Genomic DNA, 20685 nt, shown 5'->3' with positions numbered 1-20685 from the left:
GCAAGCGCCGCTAAGGCGCTCCCTGCCGGTATCCACCATTGCCGGCGAGTAACTTGCTTTAGCGAGATTGTTCAGGATTTCAAGCGCTTCGACTTCCTTTGTCCGAGATAACTAAGCTGTATATTGCTCCAAGTATACCATTATCCCGGTAAATCCGGGGCCTGCCCAAGAACCGTATCCGACTTCGCGACGGGCGAAGGGATACGCCATAATCGTCGCTGCAGGACAATTCCCGAGATTCCGACGATGCCGATCGCAAAGCCTACGAAGAGGAACGCCGGGGATACACCGCAGAGCTGAACAAGCGCTCCTCCGGCCAGCGGGGCGCCTACGAAGAGGACGCCGCTTAACGACTCCATAATGCCGCTGACGCGGCCGACCGCATCGGCGGGCGTCTCCTTCTGTACGATATAGTTCATGCCTACCGAGGTAAAGCCTGTTCCGACGCCTCCGGCGAAGGAAGATAGCAGAATGAACCATAGCGGAGTGTCCGGTTGGAAGCAGCCTGCGGCAGCGAACATGCAGCCGATCAGCGTTACTCCTCCACCCAGCGGCCAGCCGTAGGATGAAAGGCGCTTAAAACGGCGCAGCCAGACGACGCCGACAAGACCGCCCGCCCCGATTGAGGAGACAAGCCAGCCGATCAGTTCAGGTCGCTCCGGCGTCACTTCGCGCAATAACGTCGCGAGCTGGGCGTCCACCAGTTGAATGCCGGCAAGACCGATTAAGGCGAACGAGATACTGGTCAGTAGCAAACGGGTTCTCAGAACGATGAGCCAGCCGTCTCGCCAGGCCGTCCGCATAGATTCAGGCTGACGTGTGCCCGCGCTTCCGCGCTGCAACGGAACGGACAGGAGCAGCAGCGCGGAGATTGTGTAGCATATCGCGTTAACGCCCATACAGGCGGCGGGAGAGAACGCGGCGGCTACCGTTGCGCCGATCAGCGGTCCGAACGCCTTGGACAATTGGAAGACGGCTCCGTTAAGCGAAGCGGCTTTAAGCAACTGATCGGCGGGAACGACGGATCGCGTCATCGATTGTTGGGCGGGGAAGTGGAAGACGCGAGCGGAGGAGCGCAGCGCGATCAGTCCGAGCAGCGTCCAGACGTTGGGCGCGAACATCAGCGCGATCGTCAGGGCGGCGCGAATCAGATCCGCCGCAATCAGCAGATTGCGTTTATTCCATCTGTCTGCCAGTATCCCCGCCGTCTGGCTGAGCGCAATGCCGGGAATGGCGAAGGCAAGCGGCAGCAGCGCCATCGTCATCGCATCCACCTTCCATACGAATCCCATAATAATCGAGACGGCGATAAGGTCCAGATAATCTCCGAATGCGGCCAGCCCGTAGGCGGCGAACATTTTGGCAAAGGTGCGATTGGTGCGTAATAGGAACATGAGAAAAACCCCCTGCTTCTGATCGTTAAAATCAGCTTAGCAAGGGATTGTCAGAGAATGATCAGAGGCGGGTATCGAGCAGTCGCCGCGCCTTGGGCAGCAGTTCGGCGAAACGGTATTGCGCGGCCATCGCGTCCCATTGCCGCCGATAATTTTGCAGGCAAGCGTCGTCGTAAGGGTGTGCCTCCAAGCAGCGGATGATCAATTGCAGACTGTTCAGCAAATGCGGGATGAACTGCGTCTGCCGCGTAGTCTCCATTCCTTCTTCGATCGATTGCCGGGCGCGGGCCGGGGCGCCTTGCTCATATAGATAGAGGCCTTTAGCGACGAGATAGGCGCCCCGTTCGCGCCGAATCGGATGTCGCTCCAGCAGCGTATCGCATTCCGTCAGCTTGGCGGCCGTCGCCTCCGAATGGCTCTCCTCCATGCTCACAAGAGCTTCCTTTAACAGAAATAGAGCAGTGAAGCTGGGCGAATCCATATCTGCGATTTCCGCGCGGATTTCGTTAAGACGTTCGCGGGCTTGCTGCGGAAACCCGGCCGCCAGAGCGAGGTAAGCTGCGTTCAGCTTCAGGTCGTTCAGCCATGCCCGCGTCAGCTCGCTTCCTCGGGCAATCAGCTTATCGAAATAGCGCAGCGAGGCATGCGCGTCGAATTGAATGGAGGCATGGATAAACAACGCGTAGACGGCCTGTTGCGGGCGGCTGAGTTCGTCCGTCTCGAGCAGCCATGCGAAGTCGCCGCTGACGAACCGGATATAGGCGTCGTAGAACGGGTCGCCCGGCAGGCCGAGTACGTCGCGATTGGCCGACAGAACCCGCATCGCCGCGCCCATTCCCAGGCCGTGGTATTTGGCCAGCATTCGGCTGGCGTCGGCTACGAATTGTTCGTCCTGTAGCAGCGGGTTCGACTGTGTCTTCGGGGCAAGACGCGTCAGCTTATAGCCTTGCCCGCGAATCGTCTCCAAGCGTAGCAGATGGGACCACGGAATCAGCTTCTTGCGCACGCGATAAATATGATCGTCGACAGTCCGATCGCCGGGAGCTTCCAACGGCCAGACCGCGTCCAGCAGCTCGTCTCTGGCGAACGAGCGCCCCGAATGTTCATACAGATAACGCAGCAGCGCGAATTCCTTCGGCAGCAGGCGGATGCTCTGTCCGGCGTATTCGGCTTGATAAGTGTCCGAGTCAAGCGGATCATGGCTTTCCCCCGAGTGAACAATATTTCTTTAGTATAACACTTTAGCCCGCATTCCAGATTTCAGTCTATGGAGACGGTCATCAGCCGCTAAAAGTTATGAATAATTCACAGGTCGTTTGCACTATATGACGAATGATTTGCATTATAATTGCAGTATATAAATATTACATTTGCATAAAAACGTTTATGATCTTAAAATACTAAAATATCAATGCAGAAAATTTGTTGATTTTCTACAAATTAGCGGAAAATCCCGGGAGGAAAGAAATGGGCAAGCTTAAGATAGGAATTGTCGGCTACGGCAATTTGGGCAAGGGAGCGGAGAAGGCGCTTGCGCAAAATCCGGACATGGAGCTGGTTGCCGTATTTACGCGCAGGCAGCCGGAGCAGTTGGCGGCGGGAGGCGTAAAGTCCGAACACATCTCCGCGGCGGAGCAGTATAAAGGTATTATAGATGTAATGATCTTGTGCGGCGGGTCGGCAACCGATTTGCCGGAGCAGACGCCGGCGATCGCTCGCATGTTCAATACGGTGGACAGCTTCGATACGCATGCGAAAATTCCGGAGTTTTACGATGCGGTCGATGCCGCAGCGAAGCAAGGCGGCAACCTTAGCGTGATCTCGACCGGATGGGATCCGGGGCTGTTCTCGCTGAATCGACTGTTGGCTGAATCGATTTTACCGCAAGGCACAGGGTACACGTTCTGGGGCAAAGGCGTCAGCCAAGGCCACTCCGATGCGATTCGGCGCGTACCTGGCGTCAAGGCCGGCGTACAATACACGGTTCCTTCGCAAGCGGCGATCGAACGCATTCGCTCTGGCGAGACTCCGGACCTGACGACTCGGGAGAAGCATCTGCGCGACTGCTTCGTCGTAGCGGAGGAAGGCGCCGATCAGGATGCGATTCGCGAGGCGATCGTGACGATGCCGAACTATTTCGCGGACTACGACACGACGGTGACGTTCATTACCGAGGAGCAACTGCAGGCCGAGCACCAAGGCATGCCTCACGGCGGATTCGTCATTCGCAGCGGTGTAACCGGAGAAGACCGGAAGCAACTGATTGAATTTGGCTTAAAGCTGGAGAGCAATCCGGAATTTACCGCAAGCGTGCTTGTCGCTTATGCGCGAGCGGCTGCCCGGTTAAGCCGGGAAGGCCAGACGGGCGCAAGAACGGTATTCGACATTCCGTACGCTTATCTGTCTCCAAAATCGGGAGCGGAGCTGCGTCGCGATTTGCTATAAACTGGTTCATTGCCATTTTTAATCGGAAGCGAAAAAATCTTTTATTTGAACTATAAAGCGCATTTCATTAGAATTTGTAACTACAGATGCGCTATAATATAAAATTCTAAATTAACTGTAAACGGCTCCGCATAGGGGAAGCCGTTCAGACTAAAGGAGCGTCCACAATTGACCACAGTTCTGGATAGGCAGCAAGCTGCGAAGGATTACGTGCAATCGGTTTATGAGACGGTCATTAACCGCAACCAGGGGGAGAAAGAATTCTTCCAAGCGGTCAAAGAAATTCTCGATTCTCTAGTTCCGGTTTTCGAAGTGAACCCGAGTTACATTGAGCATAGAATTTTGGAGCGCATCACGGAGCCTGAGCGCGTTGTCTACTTCCGGGTGCCTTGGCTGGACGACAAAGGCGTTCCTCAAGTCAACCGCGGCTTCCGCGTTCAGTTCAACAGCGCTCTCGGGCCATACAAGGGCGGCCTTCGTTTCCACCCTTCCGTTAACGCGAGCATCATCAAGTTCCTCGGCTTCGAGCAAATCTTCAAAAACTCCTTGACCGGCCAGCCGATCGGCGGCGGCAAAGGCGGCTCCGACTTCGATCCTAAGGGCAAATCGGACCAAGAAGTCATGCGTTTCACGCAAAGCTTCATGACGGAATTATATCGCTACATCGGTCCGGACGTTGACGTTCCTGCCGGCGACATCGGAGTTGGCGCGCGCGAGATCGGCTACATGTTCGGCCAATACAAGCGGATCAGAAGCGGCCACGAGGCTGGCGTTCTGACAGGCAAAGGGCTGGGCTACGGCGGCAGCTTGGCGCGTAAGGAAGCGACTGGCTACGGCTGCGTCTACTTCGTGCACGAGATGCTGCAAGCGAAGGGCCTCAGCTTCGAGGGAAGCACGGTTGTCGTATCCGGCTCTGGCAACGTATCGATCTATGCGATCGAGAAGGCTCAACAGTTCGGCGCGAAAGTCGTGGCGTGCAGCGACTCCAACGGCTATATCTACGATCCGAACGGCATCGACCTTGATCTCGTGAAGCAATTGAAAGAAGTCGAGCGCAAGCGGATCAGCGATTACGTTCTGAAGCACCCTCAAGCGACTTATACACCGGGCTGCGAAGGCATCTGGTCCATCCCTTGCGATATCGCGCTTCCTTGCGCGACGCAAAACGAGATCGACGAGAATGCGGCTGCTCTGCTCGTAGAGAACGGCGTCAAAGCGATCGGCGAAGGCGCGAACATGCCTTCTACGTTGGCTGCGATCGACGTGTTCCTGAACAACGGCGTGCTGTTCGGACCGGCCAAAGCGGCCAATGCCGGCGGGGTAGCCGTATCCTCGCTGGAAATGTCCCAGAACAGCATGCGCTTGTCCTGGACGTTCGAGGAAGTCGACAGCAAGCTGCACGACATTATGCGCAACATCTATCGTCACAGCGTTGAGGCGGCCGAGAAGTACGGCCATCCGGGCAACCTGGTATACGGCGCCAACATCGCCGGCTTCGTCAGAGTCGCCGATGCAATGATCGCTCAAGGCGTCGTATAAGCGGCTAGAGCCTGGACTTTATAATGGATAGGGGGAAGCGGCCATGGATGTGTCCATGCGTCGCTTCTTTTTTTGTGCACCCAATAGCGAAATCTTCTTCATATTTGCAGGAATCTCTTTCATTTTGTAGAAATTTATCAACAAGAAGGATGTCCTATAACGAAAGCAACAGAGAATTCCACATCATGATCGGAAGAGATGTGAACCACATGGGTCAGTCAGCAGTTTTAACATTTACGCTCGCTTACTTGTTCCCGATTCTCTTTTTCGCCTACATGGGCACGGACGTCTTGACGCGAAACCCCCGGAAAGTCGAGCATCGGTTAATTGCGCTGACCTCTGTCGTATATATTTTGCTGTTCGCGGGAGAGTATGTCCGACATCAGCTGCCTATTTCCGCCAGCCCGGCTCTAACCGCAATATGGTTCTCCAATATCGGCATTATTATGCCCGGTTTGGGCTTCCACTTCCTGGCTAAGTTTTCCGGAATGGACAAGCGTATGCCGCGCTATCTCTACCCTGCTATCTTCTATGTGCCTCTTGCCATCATTCCTGTGAATTTGTTAAGCAGCAGGGAGATCATCACCTCCAGCGAATTTGTCCAGAGCGGGGTGTGGATGTATCCCGTCTATAATGTTCCTTTCTATGCTGCGCTTACCGCGAGCATCCTGTTTACTTCTCTCTATTTGGTCGTGATTTATAAAGGAAGGATTAGAGCGACGACTCCGGAACATAGGGCGCTTTTCAATCTGCTCGGCCTTGGCGTTATCATTTGCACCTGCTGGCATGCGGTGTTCGGTTATTTCCAGTTTGACGGACTGCCGCCCTACTCGTATATTTACGGCGGGGTGATTTGGTGTTTTGTGCTTCGTCTGGCCATGATCCGATATGAGTTTCTTGATTTTGCAGCCAAGCGATATGAAAAATTGTTTAATCTCAATCCGGCTGCTATCCTGCTTGTGGAGCGGTCCGGCTGGATTAAAGAAGCTAATCCGAGCGCAAGAAGGCTATTCGATTGGATTGGGGAGCGGAAGTGTTCGTTGTTCGAGCTTGTCGACCAGGACCTGAGAAAGCGTATTCAAGACGAGCAGCCGATTAAGGATTACGAGACGACGATTCACAGCAGCGGCCAACGGCTTTATGTCCTGATCGATGGGGATTACGTAACTGTCGACAACGAGCCTCATGTCATTCTGATCGTTCGGGATATTACCGAACGGAAGGAGGGGCAGGAGCAGATTCGGTTTCTGGCCTTCCACGACTCGCTTACGAGGCTGCCGAATCGCAGATATTTCTACGAGCAGCTGCAGGAAGCGATCGGCAATGCCGAGAGGGATGGCCTGCGCCTCGCCGTGATTCTGATCGATCTGGACCGGTTCAAGGAGACTAACGACAAATACGGCCATGAGGCGGGAGACGAGGTGCTGCGTCATGTCGCTCGCCTGATCGGAGAGACGGCGGCGCCGGTCGGTATGGCCGCGCGGCTTGGCGGGGACGAATTCGTCCTGTTTATCCGCCACGCTCCGTCGCCCGCCTTCGTCGAAGAAATGATGTATCGTCTGCAATGGAGAATCGCCGAGGAGGAGCTGTGGTACCGGGACCAGCTTCTGTCGGTCTATATGAGTCTGGGGGCCGCTCTCTACCCAGAGGACGGCTCCGACGCCGACGCTCTGATGATGCATGCCGATAAGACGATGTATCGGATGAAGCGGGATAATCGGGCAGGGAGCAGGGTGAAATCGTAAGGCTGCGGTTGTAAGGGAGAAGACGTTTTCGACAAAAGGGATAGGAATATATACCCATCCATAGTATGATTGGACAGGATGAAATCTGCCTATAGAAGAAGGAAGTGCAGCAAGAATGGAAAAGCTATGGGGATGGGTTGGCATACTCTTGGTCGTCCTGTACGGATCGCAAGCCATCAGCGGAGATGTTGACGATGTGTATCAACTGAAGGTGGTTGTAGCCGCCTACTCGACCGTAAACGACAGTCAGAGCGCCGACGAGGGCATGGCAGGTTTGCTGGAAGCGAGCACGGGCGAATACAGCAAAGCTGATCTTGTCGCCTTGATGGAAACGCTGGGGCCTTCCGTCAAGAAGATGGACGCCAAAACGAAGAGGGAGATGGCGCTCGCCTTTGGAGAGACGGACATCAGATACCATCTGAAGTTTAAGTCGGGCAATTACGTGCCGACATCGCTCGATATGTCGACCAATCTTCTATACAACGTCTCTTATATCGTGAATACGCCCTCCAAGCTGATACACAATATTAAAACGGACATCGCCATCGAGAAGGAAGCTTTCGCGAACTCCGGCAAAGTCGGCAGCGCAGTCGGGTTTGGGATGAAAATAGCGTTTATTTTCTGGGACATCCTCCATGCGATTACCGGGGTAGGGCTCGCAATCATTATGCTGCTGATCGGCAGTATCGTCGGCTTGTTGTTCCACCCGATTCATAGTATCGCGAACCTGATTCCAGTGCTCTGGAACGTCTGCGTGACCCTCTGGCATGCGATTGCTTATATTTTCAACGTGTTCAAATAACATCTTTTCTTTTTACTTGCGGCCCAAGGCAAGCCAAGCCGTCGGCTATCAATTGATTTGGAGGTTACACCATGTCTGATATACCGAATTGTCCGAAATGCCAATCCGAATATACTTATGAGGATAGAGGAATCTGGATTTGCCCCGAATGCGCGCACGAATGGAGCGTTGGCGCAGAGACGGGTGCGAACGAGGAAGAGAAGGTCGTGAAGGATGCCAACGGCAATGTTCTTCAGGACGGCGATACCGTAACGGTGATCAAGGACCTGAAGGTCAAAGGCAGTTCGCTCGTAGTCAAGGTCGGAACGAAGGTCAAAAACATTCGTCTGGTCGAAGGCGACCATGACATCGACTGCAAGATCGACGGCTTCGGGGCGATGAAGCTAAAGTCGGAATTCGTCAAGAAGGCGTAATAGCGACTCGCTGCTTGGGAGCTCGCGTTTTATTTAGAGCGGAAAAGCCGCTCTAAATGCGCCGCAGCCCTCTTTTCGAGCCATTTAAGGAGGATTCTCCGCTTTAAATCTGCGATTCATCCCTTTGGGCAAAATTAGGGCGGGTTTCCCGCTTTAAATCGTCGGTTCCGCCCTCTGAGCAGAAATTATGAAGGATTTTCCGCTTTAAATTCGCGGCCTGCGGATAGCCAGACAGTTAGTCGGTCAGTCAGTTAGTCGGTCAGCCAGCCGGTCAGCCAGCCAGACAGTAAGTCAGCCAGCCGGCCAGCCGTCGCATCGCGATAGCGCAGTTCATTCAACCCGCCGGCGATGGTATACTCCCGAATATATGTTGAAAAGGGTCATTCCCCGTTGTCGCGTTAAAGCGGCGATGAGGAATGACCCTTATTATCGATTCAGAAAGTAAAAGTTTCACGTTTATCCTTGTCTGAATCGTCTCCGCAAAGCTCTCCGGCACCCAGATGATGTCGGAGTAGCTTTTGCTTGCTGCTTATTTCTTCAAGCTGTCCCAAGTGCTTTGGAACGCTTCGAGCATTTTTTCTTTAGTCAGCTGGCCTCCGACATAGCCCTGCATGGAGTCGCCGAACTTTTTGCTGGACGCTTCGCCTTGCGGGAACTTAAACCAGTTCCAGGAAAGCACTTTGCCGTCTTTGTTGTACTTCATGATGTCGCTGGCCAGTGCGCCGAGATCCTCTTCCGTAGCGGAGATCGTCGTAAGCGCCGGGATGAACTTGAACTCCTTGGTGATGTAGCTCTTACCGGTCTCGGAAGTGACCATCCAGTTCAGGAACGCTTTCGCTTCTTCCTTCACTGCGGAGTTTTTGTTGATAACCCAGTTGTTCGGAACGCCGACGAACAGCTTGTCGTTCGCTGCCGCATCTTCGGAGATCGGCATCGGCATGAAACCGATGTTAACATCCGGGTTCGTCTTCGTAATTTGCACCTGCGTCCAGTTGCCTTGCTGCGTCATGGCTGCCTTGCCGGTAGCGAATTCGGTGACTTGTGTATTGTAGTCGGTTTGCAGCGGGTTTTTGCCGCCGTATTTGACCGTCAGGTCGAACAGCTTCGTCCAGTTCTCGAACACTTCGTTGCCCGGGATTTTCTGGCTGCCGTCGTTCAGACCGGCGATAAATGCGTTCGGGTCGGCTTGGTAAGCGAACGGCAGGTTGACGAAGTGGTTGCCGAGCACCCACCATTCTCCGTAGCCGTTAATGAACGGCGTAATGCCTTTGTCTTGCAGCTTCTTAGCCGCGTCCTCAAGCTGGGTAAGCGTCTTCGGCACTTCTGTGATGCCGGCCTGAGCGAACAGGTCTTTGTTGTAGATAAAGCCGTAGCCCTCTACGCCGATCGGCATGCCGTACAGCTTGCCGTCATGAGTCATCGGCTCGTCCGTGCCTTTCACCAGATCCTTCACCCAAGGCTGATCGGACAGATCCTCGAGGTTTTCCAGCCACAGGTCCAGATCGGAGAAGCCGCCATTGTTGAAAATGTCAGGCTTGTCGCCGGAGTTGAACTTCGCTTTCAGCGCGGCGCCGTAGTCGGCTCCGCCTCCGACGGTCTCGATCTGAACCTTCACGCCGGTTTCTTTTTCATATTCGTTAACGAGATTTTGCAGCTGCTCGGCGATCTCGACTTTGAACTGGAACATTTTGATCGTGACGTTTTTCTTGGGCGTCTCAGTTCCCGGAGAGCTTGCGCTCGGGGAGTTGGCGGCATTGTTGCCGTTGTTGGAGCTGCCGCATCCGGAGAGAACGGCCGTAAGAGCAAGAGCGGCGGACATGAGCACCATGGATCTTTTTTTCATTGTAGTGATCCTCCCTTATAATGTCTTGTTTGTCATGTATTTAATTTTATAGAAGAACTATCTAGGTCGACACCGAGAAAATTGAACGATTAGGGGGAACTTATTGTCATAAGGCTGCGACGATAACAACGGTCTTTTATTTCCACGCAGTCTTCGGAGTTACCCTTTCACCGATCCGGCGGTGATTCCCTCGATAATGTGCTTCTGCATACCCAGGAAGAAAACGATGATCGGCAGCACGCCGAGCGTCAGAGCGGCCAAAGCCATATCCCACTGCTTCGTATATTGACCGAAGAACGAATAAGTGGCAAGCGGGATCGTCCGCGTCTCCGGTCCGCTGATAATAAGCAGCGGCAACAGGAAGTCGTTCCAGATCCACAGGCTGTTCAGCAGGACAATCGTGACGGTAATCGGCTTAAGCAGCGGGAAAATGATGCGCCAGAAAAGCCCGAATGGAGAACAGCCGTCCACGATGGCGGCTTCCTCGATTTCCAAAGGAATCGATTTGACGAAGCCGTGATAGAGGAACAGGTTCAGCGATACGCCGAAGCCGAAGTAACAGATGACGACGCCCCAGATTTCGTTCAGGAAGCCGATCGTGCCGGCCAGCTTGACGAGAGGGATCATGATCGATTCGAACGGAATGATCATCGCCGAGACGAACAGCAGGAACAGAATCTGATTCACGCGATTATTGTTGCGAACCATGCGGTAAGCGGCCATGGCGCTGATGACGACAAGTCCGACGTTGCTGGCTACGGTGATAATCAGCGAGTTCAGGAACACCTTTGGGAAGTTCATGATTTTCCACACTTGCTCATAGTTGTGGAAGCTAAGGCTCTTCGGCAGACTTGTCGTATTCACCAGTATGTCGGAGAACGGCTTAAACGAGTTCGTCAGCACGAAGTAAAACGGGACCAGAAACACGATCGCCAGCAAAATGCCCAGCACTTCCAACGAGAACATCCGGGGGCTATAGCGTTTAGTCTCTTCCATCAGGATTCCACCTCCCGTTTCTTCGTCACGGTCACTTGGATAATCGTGATCAGGGCGACAATGAGGAAGAAAATAACCGCTTTGGCGCTGCCGAGGCCGAGCGCGTTGTTGCGGAACGCTTCCTGATAAATGTTAAGCGATACCGATTCCGTCGAGTTGAACGGGCCGCCTTTTGTAAGCGACATGATCAAGTCGAACACCTTGAAGCCCCAGGACAGCGTCAAGAACAAGCAGACGGTAATCGAAGGCATGATGAGCGGCAAGGTGATTCTATAGAGTACTTGGAGCCGGGTAGCCCCGTCGATTCTCGAAGCCTCGATCAAATCCTTGGGAACGTTGGTCAATCCGGCGATGTAGATGACCATCACATAGCCGGCGCCCTTCCACACCGTTACGATGATCAGCCCCCAGAACGCGGTCGGCGCGTCGCCGAGCCACGGAAGGTTGAAGAACGCCCATCCGGTCATGTCTCCGATCGAAGCGAACCCTTTTACGAAAATAAAGCTCCAGATAAACCCGAGCAGCAAACCCCCGATCACGTTCGGCATGAAGAAGATCGTCCGCAAAATGTTGCGCAGCTTGAGCGCCTGCGTAAGCAGCAGCGCCAGCAGGAAGCCGACGACGTTCGTCAGCACCACGCTCACGATGGCGTAGCGGAACGTGAACAGGAACGACTTGTAGTAGTCGGGGTCGTTAAACATAATTTTTTTATAATTTTCGATCCCGATCCATGTTACTGTTGTACTAACTCCGTTCCATTCCGTGAAGGAATAATAGAGACTCATGAAGAACGGAATGACAAGGATTACGGTAAAGAAAAGGACGGCAGGCCCGATGAACAGGAGCTGGTAAAGCCTTCTTTGACGGGCGTTTTCCATGGCGGTTTCCCCCCTAAGTACGTATGGTTCTTGGCGATTATTACCCAAGTATAGAGTGTTGAACCCGGAGCTCCCACTGACTCTGATGATCAAAGAGGTGGAATTTATTGATCTTTACCAGTATCCGCACCAAAATGATGCTGTTCCTGCTGGCTGCCACGCTCATTCCGATTTTGGCATCGATCTTCATTACGTACAGCTTAACGACGAGCAAGGTCACGAAGGAGACGTTGAAGAGCAATGCCGACCTGCTGTTCCAGGGCAAGACGAATCTGCTGAACTACATGAATGCCGCGCAGCAAGCAACATTTATTTTCTATAACGACAGTAAGCTGTTCACGATTCTGGAGGACGGCATCAAGGATTATAAAGACGATCAGGAAATCTACCGGGGCCTGATGCTGCTCAGCTACACGGTGAAGGATTTCGAGCAAGCCCATCTCTACCTTGGCAAGGACGATCTGAACTATCTCATCATTAATAACCGTTCGAAGAGAAGCTTCAGGGATGAAGAGAACCGTTTTGTTCCTTCCGGCTTGTCCCGAGGCAGCTCGTATGTCCAGCCTCCCCATCCGGTGAGCAAGTACGGCAGAACGGATATTCCGACGACAACCGCCGATCAGGTGCTGACGATCCACAGCTCGCTGTATTATTTGGCGGCGAAGGAGGAGCTCGGCACGCTGTCGATCGACGTTCGGCTGGACGGTATACGCGCCATCAGCGAGCAGCTGTACTCTGCAGGCAGGGAAGAGCTGTATATCGTGGACGACGATAGGCAGGTCATCTACAGCTCTCTAGATCGCAGCGGCGGTCAGCAACTTCAAGGCGACTGGGTCGACCGGGTCGTGAAGGAGCAGGAGACGAGCGGTAACTTCTCTCTGCATCAGGATGGCTTCTCAGGGGAAATTGTATACGATAAAATGGCAACTCCGTTCCTGAACTGGACGCTCGTGAAACGAATTCCAAACGAGACGCTGCATCAGACGGCGCGAGAGGCGGCGCTGATTAACAGCGGAGTCGCCGGTCTGTTTCTTATTTTGACGATGGTAGCGACTGTGCTTATCACGTTCTCGCTGACTGCGCCGATCAAGAAGCTGATCCGCAACATGAATCAGATTCAGAGCGGCAACCTGCAAGTGACGGTCGACGTCGACCGCAAGGACGAGTTTGGCATTCTGGCCCGCAGGTTCCAGCTCGCGATGGATACGATCAACGAGATGATTATCCGCGAATACGAACTGGAGCTGGCCCGCAAGACGAACGAGCTGAACGTGCTTCAGGTGCAGACGAATCCTCATTTTATTAACAACGCCTTGCAGTCGATCGGGACGTTGTCTTTGCAGAAGCAGCAGCCGGAAATCTACAATCTGATTTTCTCCTTGGGGAAAATGATGCGGTACAGCATGAACACGGGGGAGCCGATCGTCTCGTTGGAGCGGGAGTTGGACTATGTCAAAGCGTATGTGTCGCTGCAGCGCCAACGCTTCGGCGAACAAATTCGCTATATCGTGAATGTAGATGAGCGGCTGTTGAAGCGACCGGTTCCGAAGATGATTGTGCAGCCGCTCGTCGAAAACTATTTTAAGCACGGCTTCGACCCCGGCGCGGAAGACGCGGAGATTGCCGTCACCGGCACGGAATCCCGCGATCGCAGATGGATGAGGCTGGAGGTCAGCGACAATGGCAAAGGTATGGGCGCCGCCGAGCTGAGGATGCTGCAGGAAAGACTGTTCCAGTCTAAAGGCGTTTGGGGAACCGGGGAGTCGGGGATCGGGCTGCCGAATATTTTGTCGCGGTTGAAGCTTTACTACAATGAATCGGCCAAGCTTGAGGTCAGGCCCGGTCAGGCAGGCGGCTTAAGCGTCGTGCTGTGGATTCCGATCGCCGAAGAGGAGGATGGAGATGAGAGCGCTAATCGTTGACGACGAACGTCATGTCCGGGAAGCGATCAGGCTGTTGGTCGACTGGCAGGCTTATGGCATAAATGAGGTGACGGAGGCGCAGGACGTGGCTTCCGCGATTGAACGGATCAACCAAGACAGCCCGCAGATCGTGTTTACGGATATGATGATGCCGGGGCAATTGGGAACCGATCTGCTCGCCTGGATTCGGGAGCATGCGTCCTCGGCCAAGGTGATCGTGATTAGCGGGCACGACGATTTCGATTTTGTCCGGAAGACGGTACTATACGGAGGAATGGACTATATCCTCAAGCCGATCGATCCTGAGCAATTGAATCAAGCGGTGGCCAAAGCGGTTCAGAGCCGTAAGCAGGAGGACGAGGGGACGAAGCAAGAGCAGCGCAAGGCGATAGAGATCAATCAGCTGCGGCCGGTGTACTGGGATAAAATTCTGACTAACCTTGTGGAAGACCCTTCGTATTATTCGTCCATCGTCGAGACGCTGCGCACCGAATTCGGGCTGGAGGAGGAGGATCGGCTCTGTCGGGTGGCGGTGCTGGCGACGGATACGATTCATCCGACGATTCGCAGCAAGTTCGCCGGAAGCGAGGATTTACTGTACTTCTCTCTGCTCAACATCTGCAACGAAATTGTTCGCAAACAGCGGAGAGGCGTGGCTTTTCGGCATGAGCAGGGCTCCGTTGTCGTGCTGCTGTGGAAGATGACGGGGAGCGCGCCCGCGCTGCTCGACACGGTGAACGAGGGTATCCGTCAGGCGTTCGGAAGCCCTCTGGAATTCGGGCTGGGCGGCGAGCGGCCTCTGCCGGCCGGCATCAAGCAGTCGTATCACGAAGCGCATATCGTGCTTCGACAACGCAATATGCGCGCGGTCAGGCCCCGCGTTCGCTGCTTCGATCCGGAAGAGAATCCACGGCTGTCGGCGATTCACTTGACGGAGTTCGAGGACCCGATGAGAATCGCCTTGCGCAGCGGCCAGGAGCAGCCGATTCGGGACGTGGTGCGGCTATGGGTGAATCAGGCCGAGCGGATGAGCTACATCAATACGGAGCAGTTGGAGCTGTGGAATCACGAATATAGCGTCGTTCGCGCGCGTCTGCTCAAGGAGCTGTTCGGGGATTTGCCGGCGGCTTCGAACCGCTCTCAGGACTCTGCCTTTGCCGCCGTTCCGGTAGACCCGGAAGGATGCCTGATGCTGCCCCGGCTCGCGGAGAGACTGGAGCAGGATTTGCTGCAGCTGTCCCGCCTATGGGCGGAGCACCAACGGCAGGACGAGCATGTCATCTTCGAAATCGTCAAATATATCGATTCCCACTATGCGGAGGACATTACACTTCAGGACTTGGCGGATCGCTTCTTCCTCAGCCGAGAGTATATTTCGCGTAAGTTTAAGCAGCAGTTCCAGGAGAACCTGTCCGATCATATCGAAAGGGTGCGCATGGATAAGGCCAAGCTGCTGCTTATGAACCCGCAGTATCGCATCGCGCAGGTTGCCGAGCTGGTCGGGTATAAGGACGAGAAGTACTTCAGCAAAGTGTTCAAGAAGCTGGAGGGGCTGTCCCCCAACGAGTATCGTAAGCGGGATAGGTAGGGTGTGCATTAGCGGTCGGAAGCTTTGGGGCGGAGGCCAAGAAAGTGCCTCGGCGGTGGACGGACGGGGGAGCGGAGGCCAAAAAAAGTACCTCGACAGAGCCGGAGCGTTGTGCCGTTAGGGCTCGCAGCAGCGAGAAACACAAAAACAGCGATCAGTTGGCCGTTAAGCCGCCTGACCGCTGTTTTTAAGTTGCTTACCCTTCCATACGGGCAATTTCCTTATGCACAATAGGGGCCACGCGGGTTCCGAGCAGCTCGATCGCGCGCAGAAGATCGCGATGCGGCAGAGCGCCGAAATCCACGTGCAGGAAGAAACGCGTAAGTCCCAGATTTTTGCGCAGCAGGACGATCTTCTCCGCTACGTATTCGGGATCGCCGACATAGAGGGCGCCCTGAAGACTGCGTGCGGCATCGAAAGCGGCTCGGTCGTAGCGCGGCCAACCCCGTTCGCGGCCGATCGTATTCATCTGCGCCTGCACATGCGGGTAAAACTGCTCTGCCGCCTGCTCTATCGTATCGCTGATGAAGCCGTGCGAGTGCGTCGCGATCTGCAGCTTGGCCGGATCGTGACCGGCTTGCGCCGCGGCCCGCTTATAAAGCTCGACAAGCGGAGCGAACCGTTCCGGCATCCCGCCGATAATGGCGAACACTACAGGCAGGCCGAGCGTACCCGCCCGAACGGCCGACTCCGGATTGCCGCCTGTCGCGATCCAGACCGGAAGCGGCTCCTGAACGGAGCGCGGATACACGCCAAGGTTCTGGATCGCCGGACGGTGACCGCCTTGCCAGGAGACCTTCTCGGTTTCGCGTATTTTCAGCAGCAGCTCCAGCTTCTCATCGAACAGCTCGTCGTAATGATCCAGACTATATCCGAATAACGGGAAGGACTCGATGAACGAACCGCGTCCCGCCATGACTTCCGCCCGTCCGTTAGTCAATCCGTCCAGCGTGGAGAAAGATTCGTATACGCGTACCGGATCGTCCGAAGACAGCACGGTTACGGCGCTTGTCAGCCGGATTTGCTTGGTCATGGCCGCGGCGGCAGCCAGCACAACGGCCGGCGCGGTTCCGGCGTAATCGGCGCGGTGATGCTCTCCTATGCCGTACACGTCCAATCCGACCTGATCGGCCAACACGATTTCCTCTACCGCGTTTCTCAGACGCTCCGCATGACTCACCGGCTTACCCGCAGGCGAATGCGGCGCAGCCTCCAGAAACGTGCTGATCCCTATCTCTATCTTCTTCGTCAAATCGGCCATATCCGATCCTCCTCCTTCTTTGTTCTTATTATACTATATAATTTAAAGTTTCTCAATTATCGTTAGTAAAGAGATGACGTGCAATTGTCCGCATTACAGTCGGGGAGTGTACATTTTCAGTCGGAGAGTTCACTTTTGCACGCAAAGTCCTTGCTATAATGAGCGATGTAAACGCTATTACAGCTAGAGAAGGGAGAGATATCGTGGCCCGCAAATGGCAATCTGCCGCCAAGGTCAAGGCTGGAGCCGGAGGAAGCGTCTCCGCCGACAAAACCTTGCTGCAAAGCATCGTCAAGCACCGCACCTTATACCTGATGTTTTTGCCGGTTGCTGCGTATTACGTTATTTTCAGATATTGGCCGATCGCTCTAGCCTGGATTGTCGCCTTTAAGGATTTACGGCTTGGCATGAGCGTCCTCGACAGCGAATGGGTGGGTTGGGCCAATTTCAAAGTTATGTTCGACGATCCGGAAATCGTGAACGTCCTGATGAACACGGTGGAAATCAGTTTGCTGCGGTTAATCGTCGGATTCGTGCCGCCAATTGTGCTAGCGATTATGTTCCACGACCTGGCCTCCAAACGGCTAAGAAGTTGGCTGCAAAGCGCGGTGTACATTCCGCACTTTTTCTCCTGGGTCATTATTTTCGGCATCGTATTCGCCTTTTTTTCCACAGGCTCGGGGTTCGTCAATAACGTGCTGGAACGATTCGGGCTGGAGCGCTACGAATTTTTTCTCTCCGAGGGCTGGTTTCGTCCGATTCTGGTCGGCTCCGCGTTATGGAAGGAAATCGGCTGGAGCACGATCATCTACCTGGCGGCGCTCAGCACGGTCGACCCGCAGCTGTACGAGGCGGCCAGAATCGACGGCGCGGGTCCGCTGAGACGCATTGTCTCGATTACGCTGCCGGGCATCCTGTCGGTCATCACCTTCGTGCTCTGCCTCAGTCTCGGCAACATTCTGTTCGCGGGGGGCGAGCAAATTCTGCTGTTCTACAACAAGGCCGTTCTGGATACGGCGGACGTCATCGAGACCTGGGTGTACCGCGAAGGGTTGGGCAGGCTGCAATTCAGCATCGGTACGGCGGTCGGCATCTTCCAATCGTTCATCGGCATGGTCGTGATTGTGATCAGCAACGCTCTGGCCAAACGATATACCGGCCGGGGCATCTGGTAGAGGAGGGGTCAAGTGCATTACAAATCGGCTAGCGAGCGAACCTATCAGATCGTCATACACCTTATCGTGATCAGCGTGGCGATATCCGCCGTGTTCCCGCTGCTCTACGTCATCGGGATGTCGCTGACGACGAAGGCGGAGATGATCGCGCGCAACTATTTCGTCATCATTCCGCTGGAGCCGACTCTGGAAGCCTACAAGCGGTTGCTGGCTTCCCCGGTCATCTGGAACTCCTTCGTCGTATCCACGGGGAGAGCCGTCGTCGGACCGCTGCTGACGCTGCTGCTGACGACGATCGGCGCTTACGTGCTGGCGCAGCGGACGCTGCCCGGCCGCGGCATCTTCCTATTCTTTATCCTCGCGACGATTCTGTTTAACGGAGGTTTGATTCCAACCTATCTCGTGATCAAAAATTTGGGGCTCATCGATTCTTATTGGTCGCTGATCCTTCCGATCATGGTTGACAGCTTCGGTCTGCTCGTGATCAAAATCTTTATCGAGAATTTGCCGGACGGCTTGACCGAATCGGCCAAAATCGACGGGGCGGGGGAATGGAGCATGCTGCTGCGGATCATTATCCCGCTTGCGGCGCCCGCGCTTGCGGCCATCGGCTTGTTTAATCTGGTCGCGCATTGGAACAGCTGGTTCGACGCGCTGTTGTACTTGAACGACAAGCAGATGTATCCGCTGCAGATGGTGCTGAAGAACATGTTGACCATCGATTCCGTCAGCGGAGATTCGATGAACGCCGTGCTCAAGTCGTCGCAGTCGATTAGTACAGAGACGCTGAAGATGGCCGCGGTCGTTATCGGCATTATTCCGGTGCTGTGCGTCTATCCGTTTTTGCAGAAGCATTTTGTCAAAGGCATGTATATGGGGTCCGTTAAAGGCTAACCGTGGTGTTCGGAGGCGAATCAGGCGCTTCTTGACATAAAAAAATAGAGCTCGAAAGGGGAAACGCGAATGAAGAAAGGACATTGGTCTTATACGGCGATTGCGTTAATCATGGCTTTGTCTACGGTGCTTGGCGCTTGCTCGTCGGGTGGCAATAAGGAGAACGGGGCAACCACTGGCGGCGACGCATCAAACGTGCCGGAGACAAGCCAAGCAAGCACGGCTCCGGCCAATACCGGCGATTCCGGACCGCCAATCAAGGAACTGGTTTTCCCGGCGGCGTTCCCCGAGGTGCCGAAGGCCGTGGACGCTTCCAGCTATGCGTATGACGACCTTAGCAAGAAGTACGAGCTGGATCTGATGGTGGCCGGCGCCTTTAACCAGCCTGTTCCCGAGGATACGATCAAGGCGTATCTGGAGGAGAAATTCAACGTTTCGATCAAATTTTCGAGCATGACCGGCGAGGATTTGAAGAACGCTGTCAGCGTGCGGTACGCTTCCGGCTCGGAGCCCGATCTCGTGATGTTCTCCTACAAGGACGTAGCGCGTTCCCTCTTTGAGAGCGGACAACTGCTCGATGCCAAGGAAATTTTGCCGTACATGCCGCAGACGATGGAATACGTCACGCAGGATTACGCCAAATGGGCGACCGTCGACGGCAATATGATCGGCATTCCGCGGTATCCGGTTTTCCCGAACAACTGGGGGTACTTCATTCGTCAGGATTGGCTGCAAAAGCTGAATATGAGCATGCCGACCAACGAGGACGAACTGTTCGCCTATGCGAAAGCGGTAGTAGAAAAGGATCCCGACGGGAACGGCAAGCCCGACACCTGGTTCATGGCCACGGCCGGCGGGGGCAACGGCTGGAGCATGATGGACGCGCTTAAAGCGATGTACGGACATCCGAGCTGGAACGTGGTCGACGGCAAGCTTAATCATCCGATGCTGGACGGCACGACCAAGCGTTTCCTGGAGTTCGTGAAGAAGCTGTACGACAACAAGCTGTTGGCTCCGGACTGGTATACGATAGGATGGGAGCCGTTCAAGGCGTACAGCTTGAACGACCAGATCGGCATGGTCTGGTACCCGGGCTGGAACATCATCGACGAGCAGTACAACGCGAAGAAGAAGGACGCGAACGCCGTCAATCTGTGGGCGCCGATCCAGCCGCTCAAATCCAATGACGGCAAAGGCGGCATGTATGGTCCGGGCGACAATCCGGGAGGCATCTTCATCATCTCGAAGAAGGTGGCGAATGACCCCGGCAAGATGAAGCGTCTAGCGCATTTGATCGATTCGATGATGTATCCGAACGTCAATTATTGGGCCGTATCCCAAGGCGGCGGTCCGGAAATTTATCCGGGAGAATCCAGAGTACAGCTGAACGAAGACGGCACGAACGTATTTGCCATCGCGCCGACCCACGTTCAGCTTGCCAAGCCGGAATATCAGTCGCTGGCGGATTGGCAATTTTTCGGGTACAGTCTCATCTGGCAAGTGTACGACGACGAACCCGTTGGCGTGCTGGGCAGCAAATACAATCAGGAGATTATCGCCATGCCCCGATACAAAAATTTCGATATGAACCTTACGCTGGACGGCACAACATCGACGAAAATCGCCGATTTCCAGAACAAGAACGAAATTTCCTTCGTGCTGGGCAAACGTTCATTGGACGAATGGGATAGTTACGTGGAAGAGTGGAAGAAAGCCGGCGGTCAGAAATTGATCGACGAGGCGGTCGAGCAGCTTCAGGTTTCCAAGCCTTAACCTGCGAATGGGTCCGC

The 20685-nt window shown here is 54.6% G+C and carries 16 protein-coding genes; 10 read left to right on the top strand and 6 right to left on the bottom strand.

Annotation, left to right across the window (positions count from 1 at the left end; genetic code table 11):
- Positions 1-140: 140 nt before the first annotated feature.
- Positions 141-1394 carry an MFS transporter gene (locus J4772_RS35315; RefSeq protein ID WP_209073459.1) on the bottom strand — a complete coding sequence of 418 codons (1254 nt, stop codon included), beginning with the start codon at positions 1392-1394 and terminating at the stop codon, positions 141-143.
- A gap of 61 nt (positions 1395-1455) precedes the next feature.
- The gene (locus tag J4772_RS35310) at positions 1456-2544 is read right to left on the bottom strand and encodes a winged helix-turn-helix domain-containing protein (protein WP_256442746.1); all 1089 of its coding nucleotides are present in this window, start codon (positions 2542-2544) and stop codon (positions 1456-1458) included.
- A 317-nt stretch (positions 2545-2861) separates the two neighbouring features.
- Here J4772_RS35310 and J4772_RS35305 point away from each other — a divergent pair, with 317 nt between their 5' ends.
- From J4772_RS35305 to J4772_RS35285, 5 genes are all read left to right on the top strand, one after another.
- Entirely contained in the window at positions 2862-3839 is a 978-nt protein-coding gene (locus J4772_RS35305; protein WP_209073458.1) for a diaminopimelate dehydrogenase, read from the top strand.
- Between the two features lie 168 nt (positions 3840-4007).
- Positions 4008-5378, top strand: coding sequence for an NADP-specific glutamate dehydrogenase (gene gdhA, locus J4772_RS35300; protein WP_209073457.1), 1371 nt, complete (start codon positions 4008-4010; stop codon positions 5376-5378).
- 209 nt (positions 5379-5587) lie between these two features.
- Positions 5588-7123: a diguanylate cyclase domain-containing protein gene (locus J4772_RS35295; protein ID WP_209073456.1), complete on the top strand. Its 1536-nt coding sequence runs from the start codon at positions 5588-5590 to the stop codon at positions 7121-7123.
- Between the two features lie 115 nt (positions 7124-7238).
- A complete protein-coding gene (locus J4772_RS35290) occupies positions 7239-7925 on the top strand; it encodes a hypothetical protein (RefSeq protein WP_209073455.1) in 687 nt (228 codons plus the stop codon).
- 71 nt (positions 7926-7996) lie between these two features.
- Positions 7997-8338, top strand: a complete 342-nt coding sequence (locus J4772_RS35285; protein WP_116063840.1) for a zinc ribbon domain-containing protein YjdM — start codon at positions 7997-7999, stop codon at positions 8336-8338.
- Positions 8339-8867: 529 nt separating this feature from the next.
- Here the strand turns inward: J4772_RS35285 and J4772_RS35280 are convergent.
- The 3 genes from J4772_RS35280 to J4772_RS35270 form a co-directional block, all read right to left on the bottom strand.
- Positions 8868-10181, bottom strand: a complete 1314-nt coding sequence (locus J4772_RS35280) for an ABC transporter substrate-binding protein (protein ID WP_209073454.1) — start codon at positions 10179-10181, stop codon at positions 8868-8870.
- 159 nt (positions 10182-10340) lie between these two features.
- Positions 10341-11177: a carbohydrate ABC transporter permease gene (locus J4772_RS35275; protein WP_209073453.1), complete on the bottom strand. Its 837-nt coding sequence runs from the start codon at positions 11175-11177 to the stop codon at positions 10341-10343.
- Positions 11177-12055, bottom strand: a complete 879-nt coding sequence (locus tag J4772_RS35270; RefSeq protein ID WP_116063843.1) for a carbohydrate ABC transporter permease — start codon at positions 12053-12055, stop codon at positions 11177-11179. Before J4772_RS35270 ends, J4772_RS35275 begins: the two co-directional genes overlap by 1 nt.
- Before the next feature lie 107 nt (positions 12056-12162).
- Between J4772_RS35270 and J4772_RS35265 the strand changes: the two genes are divergently transcribed.
- Together J4772_RS35265 and J4772_RS35260 are read left to right on the top strand one after the other, a co-directional pair.
- A complete protein-coding gene (locus tag J4772_RS35265; protein WP_209073452.1) occupies positions 12163-13977 on the top strand; it encodes a cache domain-containing sensor histidine kinase in 1815 nt (604 codons plus the stop codon).
- Complete coding sequence (locus J4772_RS35260; protein WP_209073451.1) at positions 13958-15565, top strand: response regulator; 1608 nt, start codon at positions 13958-13960, stop codon at positions 15563-15565. Before J4772_RS35265 ends, J4772_RS35260 begins: the two co-directional genes overlap by 20 nt.
- Before the next feature lie 196 nt (positions 15566-15761).
- On the opposite strand, the gene J4772_RS35255 is transcribed toward J4772_RS35260, so the two are convergent.
- Complete coding sequence (locus J4772_RS35255) at positions 15762-16826, bottom strand: LLM class flavin-dependent oxidoreductase (RefSeq protein ID WP_209073450.1); 1065 nt, start codon at positions 16824-16826, stop codon at positions 15762-15764.
- Between the two features lie 203 nt (positions 16827-17029).
- On the opposite strand from J4772_RS35255, the gene J4772_RS35250 reads away from it, so the two are divergent.
- From J4772_RS35250 to J4772_RS35240, 3 genes are all read left to right on the top strand, one after another.
- Positions 17030-18001, top strand: coding sequence for an ABC transporter permease (locus J4772_RS35250; protein ID WP_209073449.1), 972 nt, complete (start codon positions 17030-17032; stop codon positions 17999-18001).
- Positions 18002-18013: 12 nt separating this feature from the next.
- Positions 18014-18895, top strand: a complete 882-nt coding sequence (locus tag J4772_RS35245) for a carbohydrate ABC transporter permease (RefSeq protein ID WP_209073448.1) — start codon at positions 18014-18016, stop codon at positions 18893-18895.
- Positions 18896-18964: 69 nt separating this feature from the next.
- Positions 18965-20668, top strand: a complete 1704-nt coding sequence (locus tag J4772_RS35240) for a type 2 periplasmic-binding domain-containing protein (protein ID WP_116063849.1) — start codon at positions 18965-18967, stop codon at positions 20666-20668.
- Positions 20669-20685 lie beyond the last annotated feature (17 nt).

The sequence above is a fragment of the Cohnella sp. LGH genome (assembly GCF_017671885.1).
In the GTDB taxonomy this organism is placed as follows: domain Bacteria; phylum Bacillota; class Bacilli; order Paenibacillales; family Paenibacillaceae; genus Cohnella; species Cohnella phaseoli.
This window is presented reverse-complemented; position numbering and strand designations above follow the sequence as displayed.

Excerpts from the sequence above, each read along its gene's own strand:
- J4772_RS35275 (WP_209073453.1), bottom strand. The coding sequence starts at position 11,177 with ATGGAAGAGACTAAACGCTATAGCCCCCGGATGTTCTCGTTGGAAGTG.
- J4772_RS35240 (WP_116063849.1), top strand. The coding sequence starts at position 18,965 with ATGAAGAAAGGACATTGGTCTTATACGGCGATTGCGTTAATCATGGCT.
- J4772_RS35280 (WP_209073454.1), bottom strand. The coding sequence starts at position 10,181 with ATGAAAAAAAGATCCATGGTGCTCATGTCCGCCGCTCTTGCTCTTACG.
- J4772_RS35255 (WP_209073450.1), bottom strand. The coding sequence starts at position 16,826 with ATGGCCGATTTGACGAAGAAGATAGAGATAGGGATCAGCACGTTTCTG.
- J4772_RS35260 (WP_209073451.1), top strand. The coding sequence starts at position 13,958 with ATGAGAGCGCTAATCGTTGACGACGAACGTCATGTCCGGGAAGCGATC.
- J4772_RS35270 (WP_116063843.1), bottom strand. The coding sequence starts at position 12,055 with ATGGAAAACGCCCGTCAAAGAAGGCTTTACCAGCTCCTGTTCATCGGG.
- J4772_RS35295 (WP_209073456.1), top strand. The coding sequence starts at position 5,588 with ATGGGTCAGTCAGCAGTTTTAACATTTACGCTCGCTTACTTGTTCCCG.
- J4772_RS35305 (WP_209073458.1), top strand. The coding sequence starts at position 2,862 with ATGGGCAAGCTTAAGATAGGAATTGTCGGCTACGGCAATTTGGGCAAG.
- J4772_RS35290 (WP_209073455.1), top strand. The coding sequence starts at position 7,239 with ATGGAAAAGCTATGGGGATGGGTTGGCATACTCTTGGTCGTCCTGTAC.
- J4772_RS35315 (WP_209073459.1), bottom strand. The coding sequence starts at position 1,394 with ATGTTCCTATTACGCACCAATCGCACCTTTGCCAAAATGTTCGCCGCC.
- J4772_RS35285 (WP_116063840.1), top strand. The coding sequence starts at position 7,997 with ATGTCTGATATACCGAATTGTCCGAAATGCCAATCCGAATATACTTAT.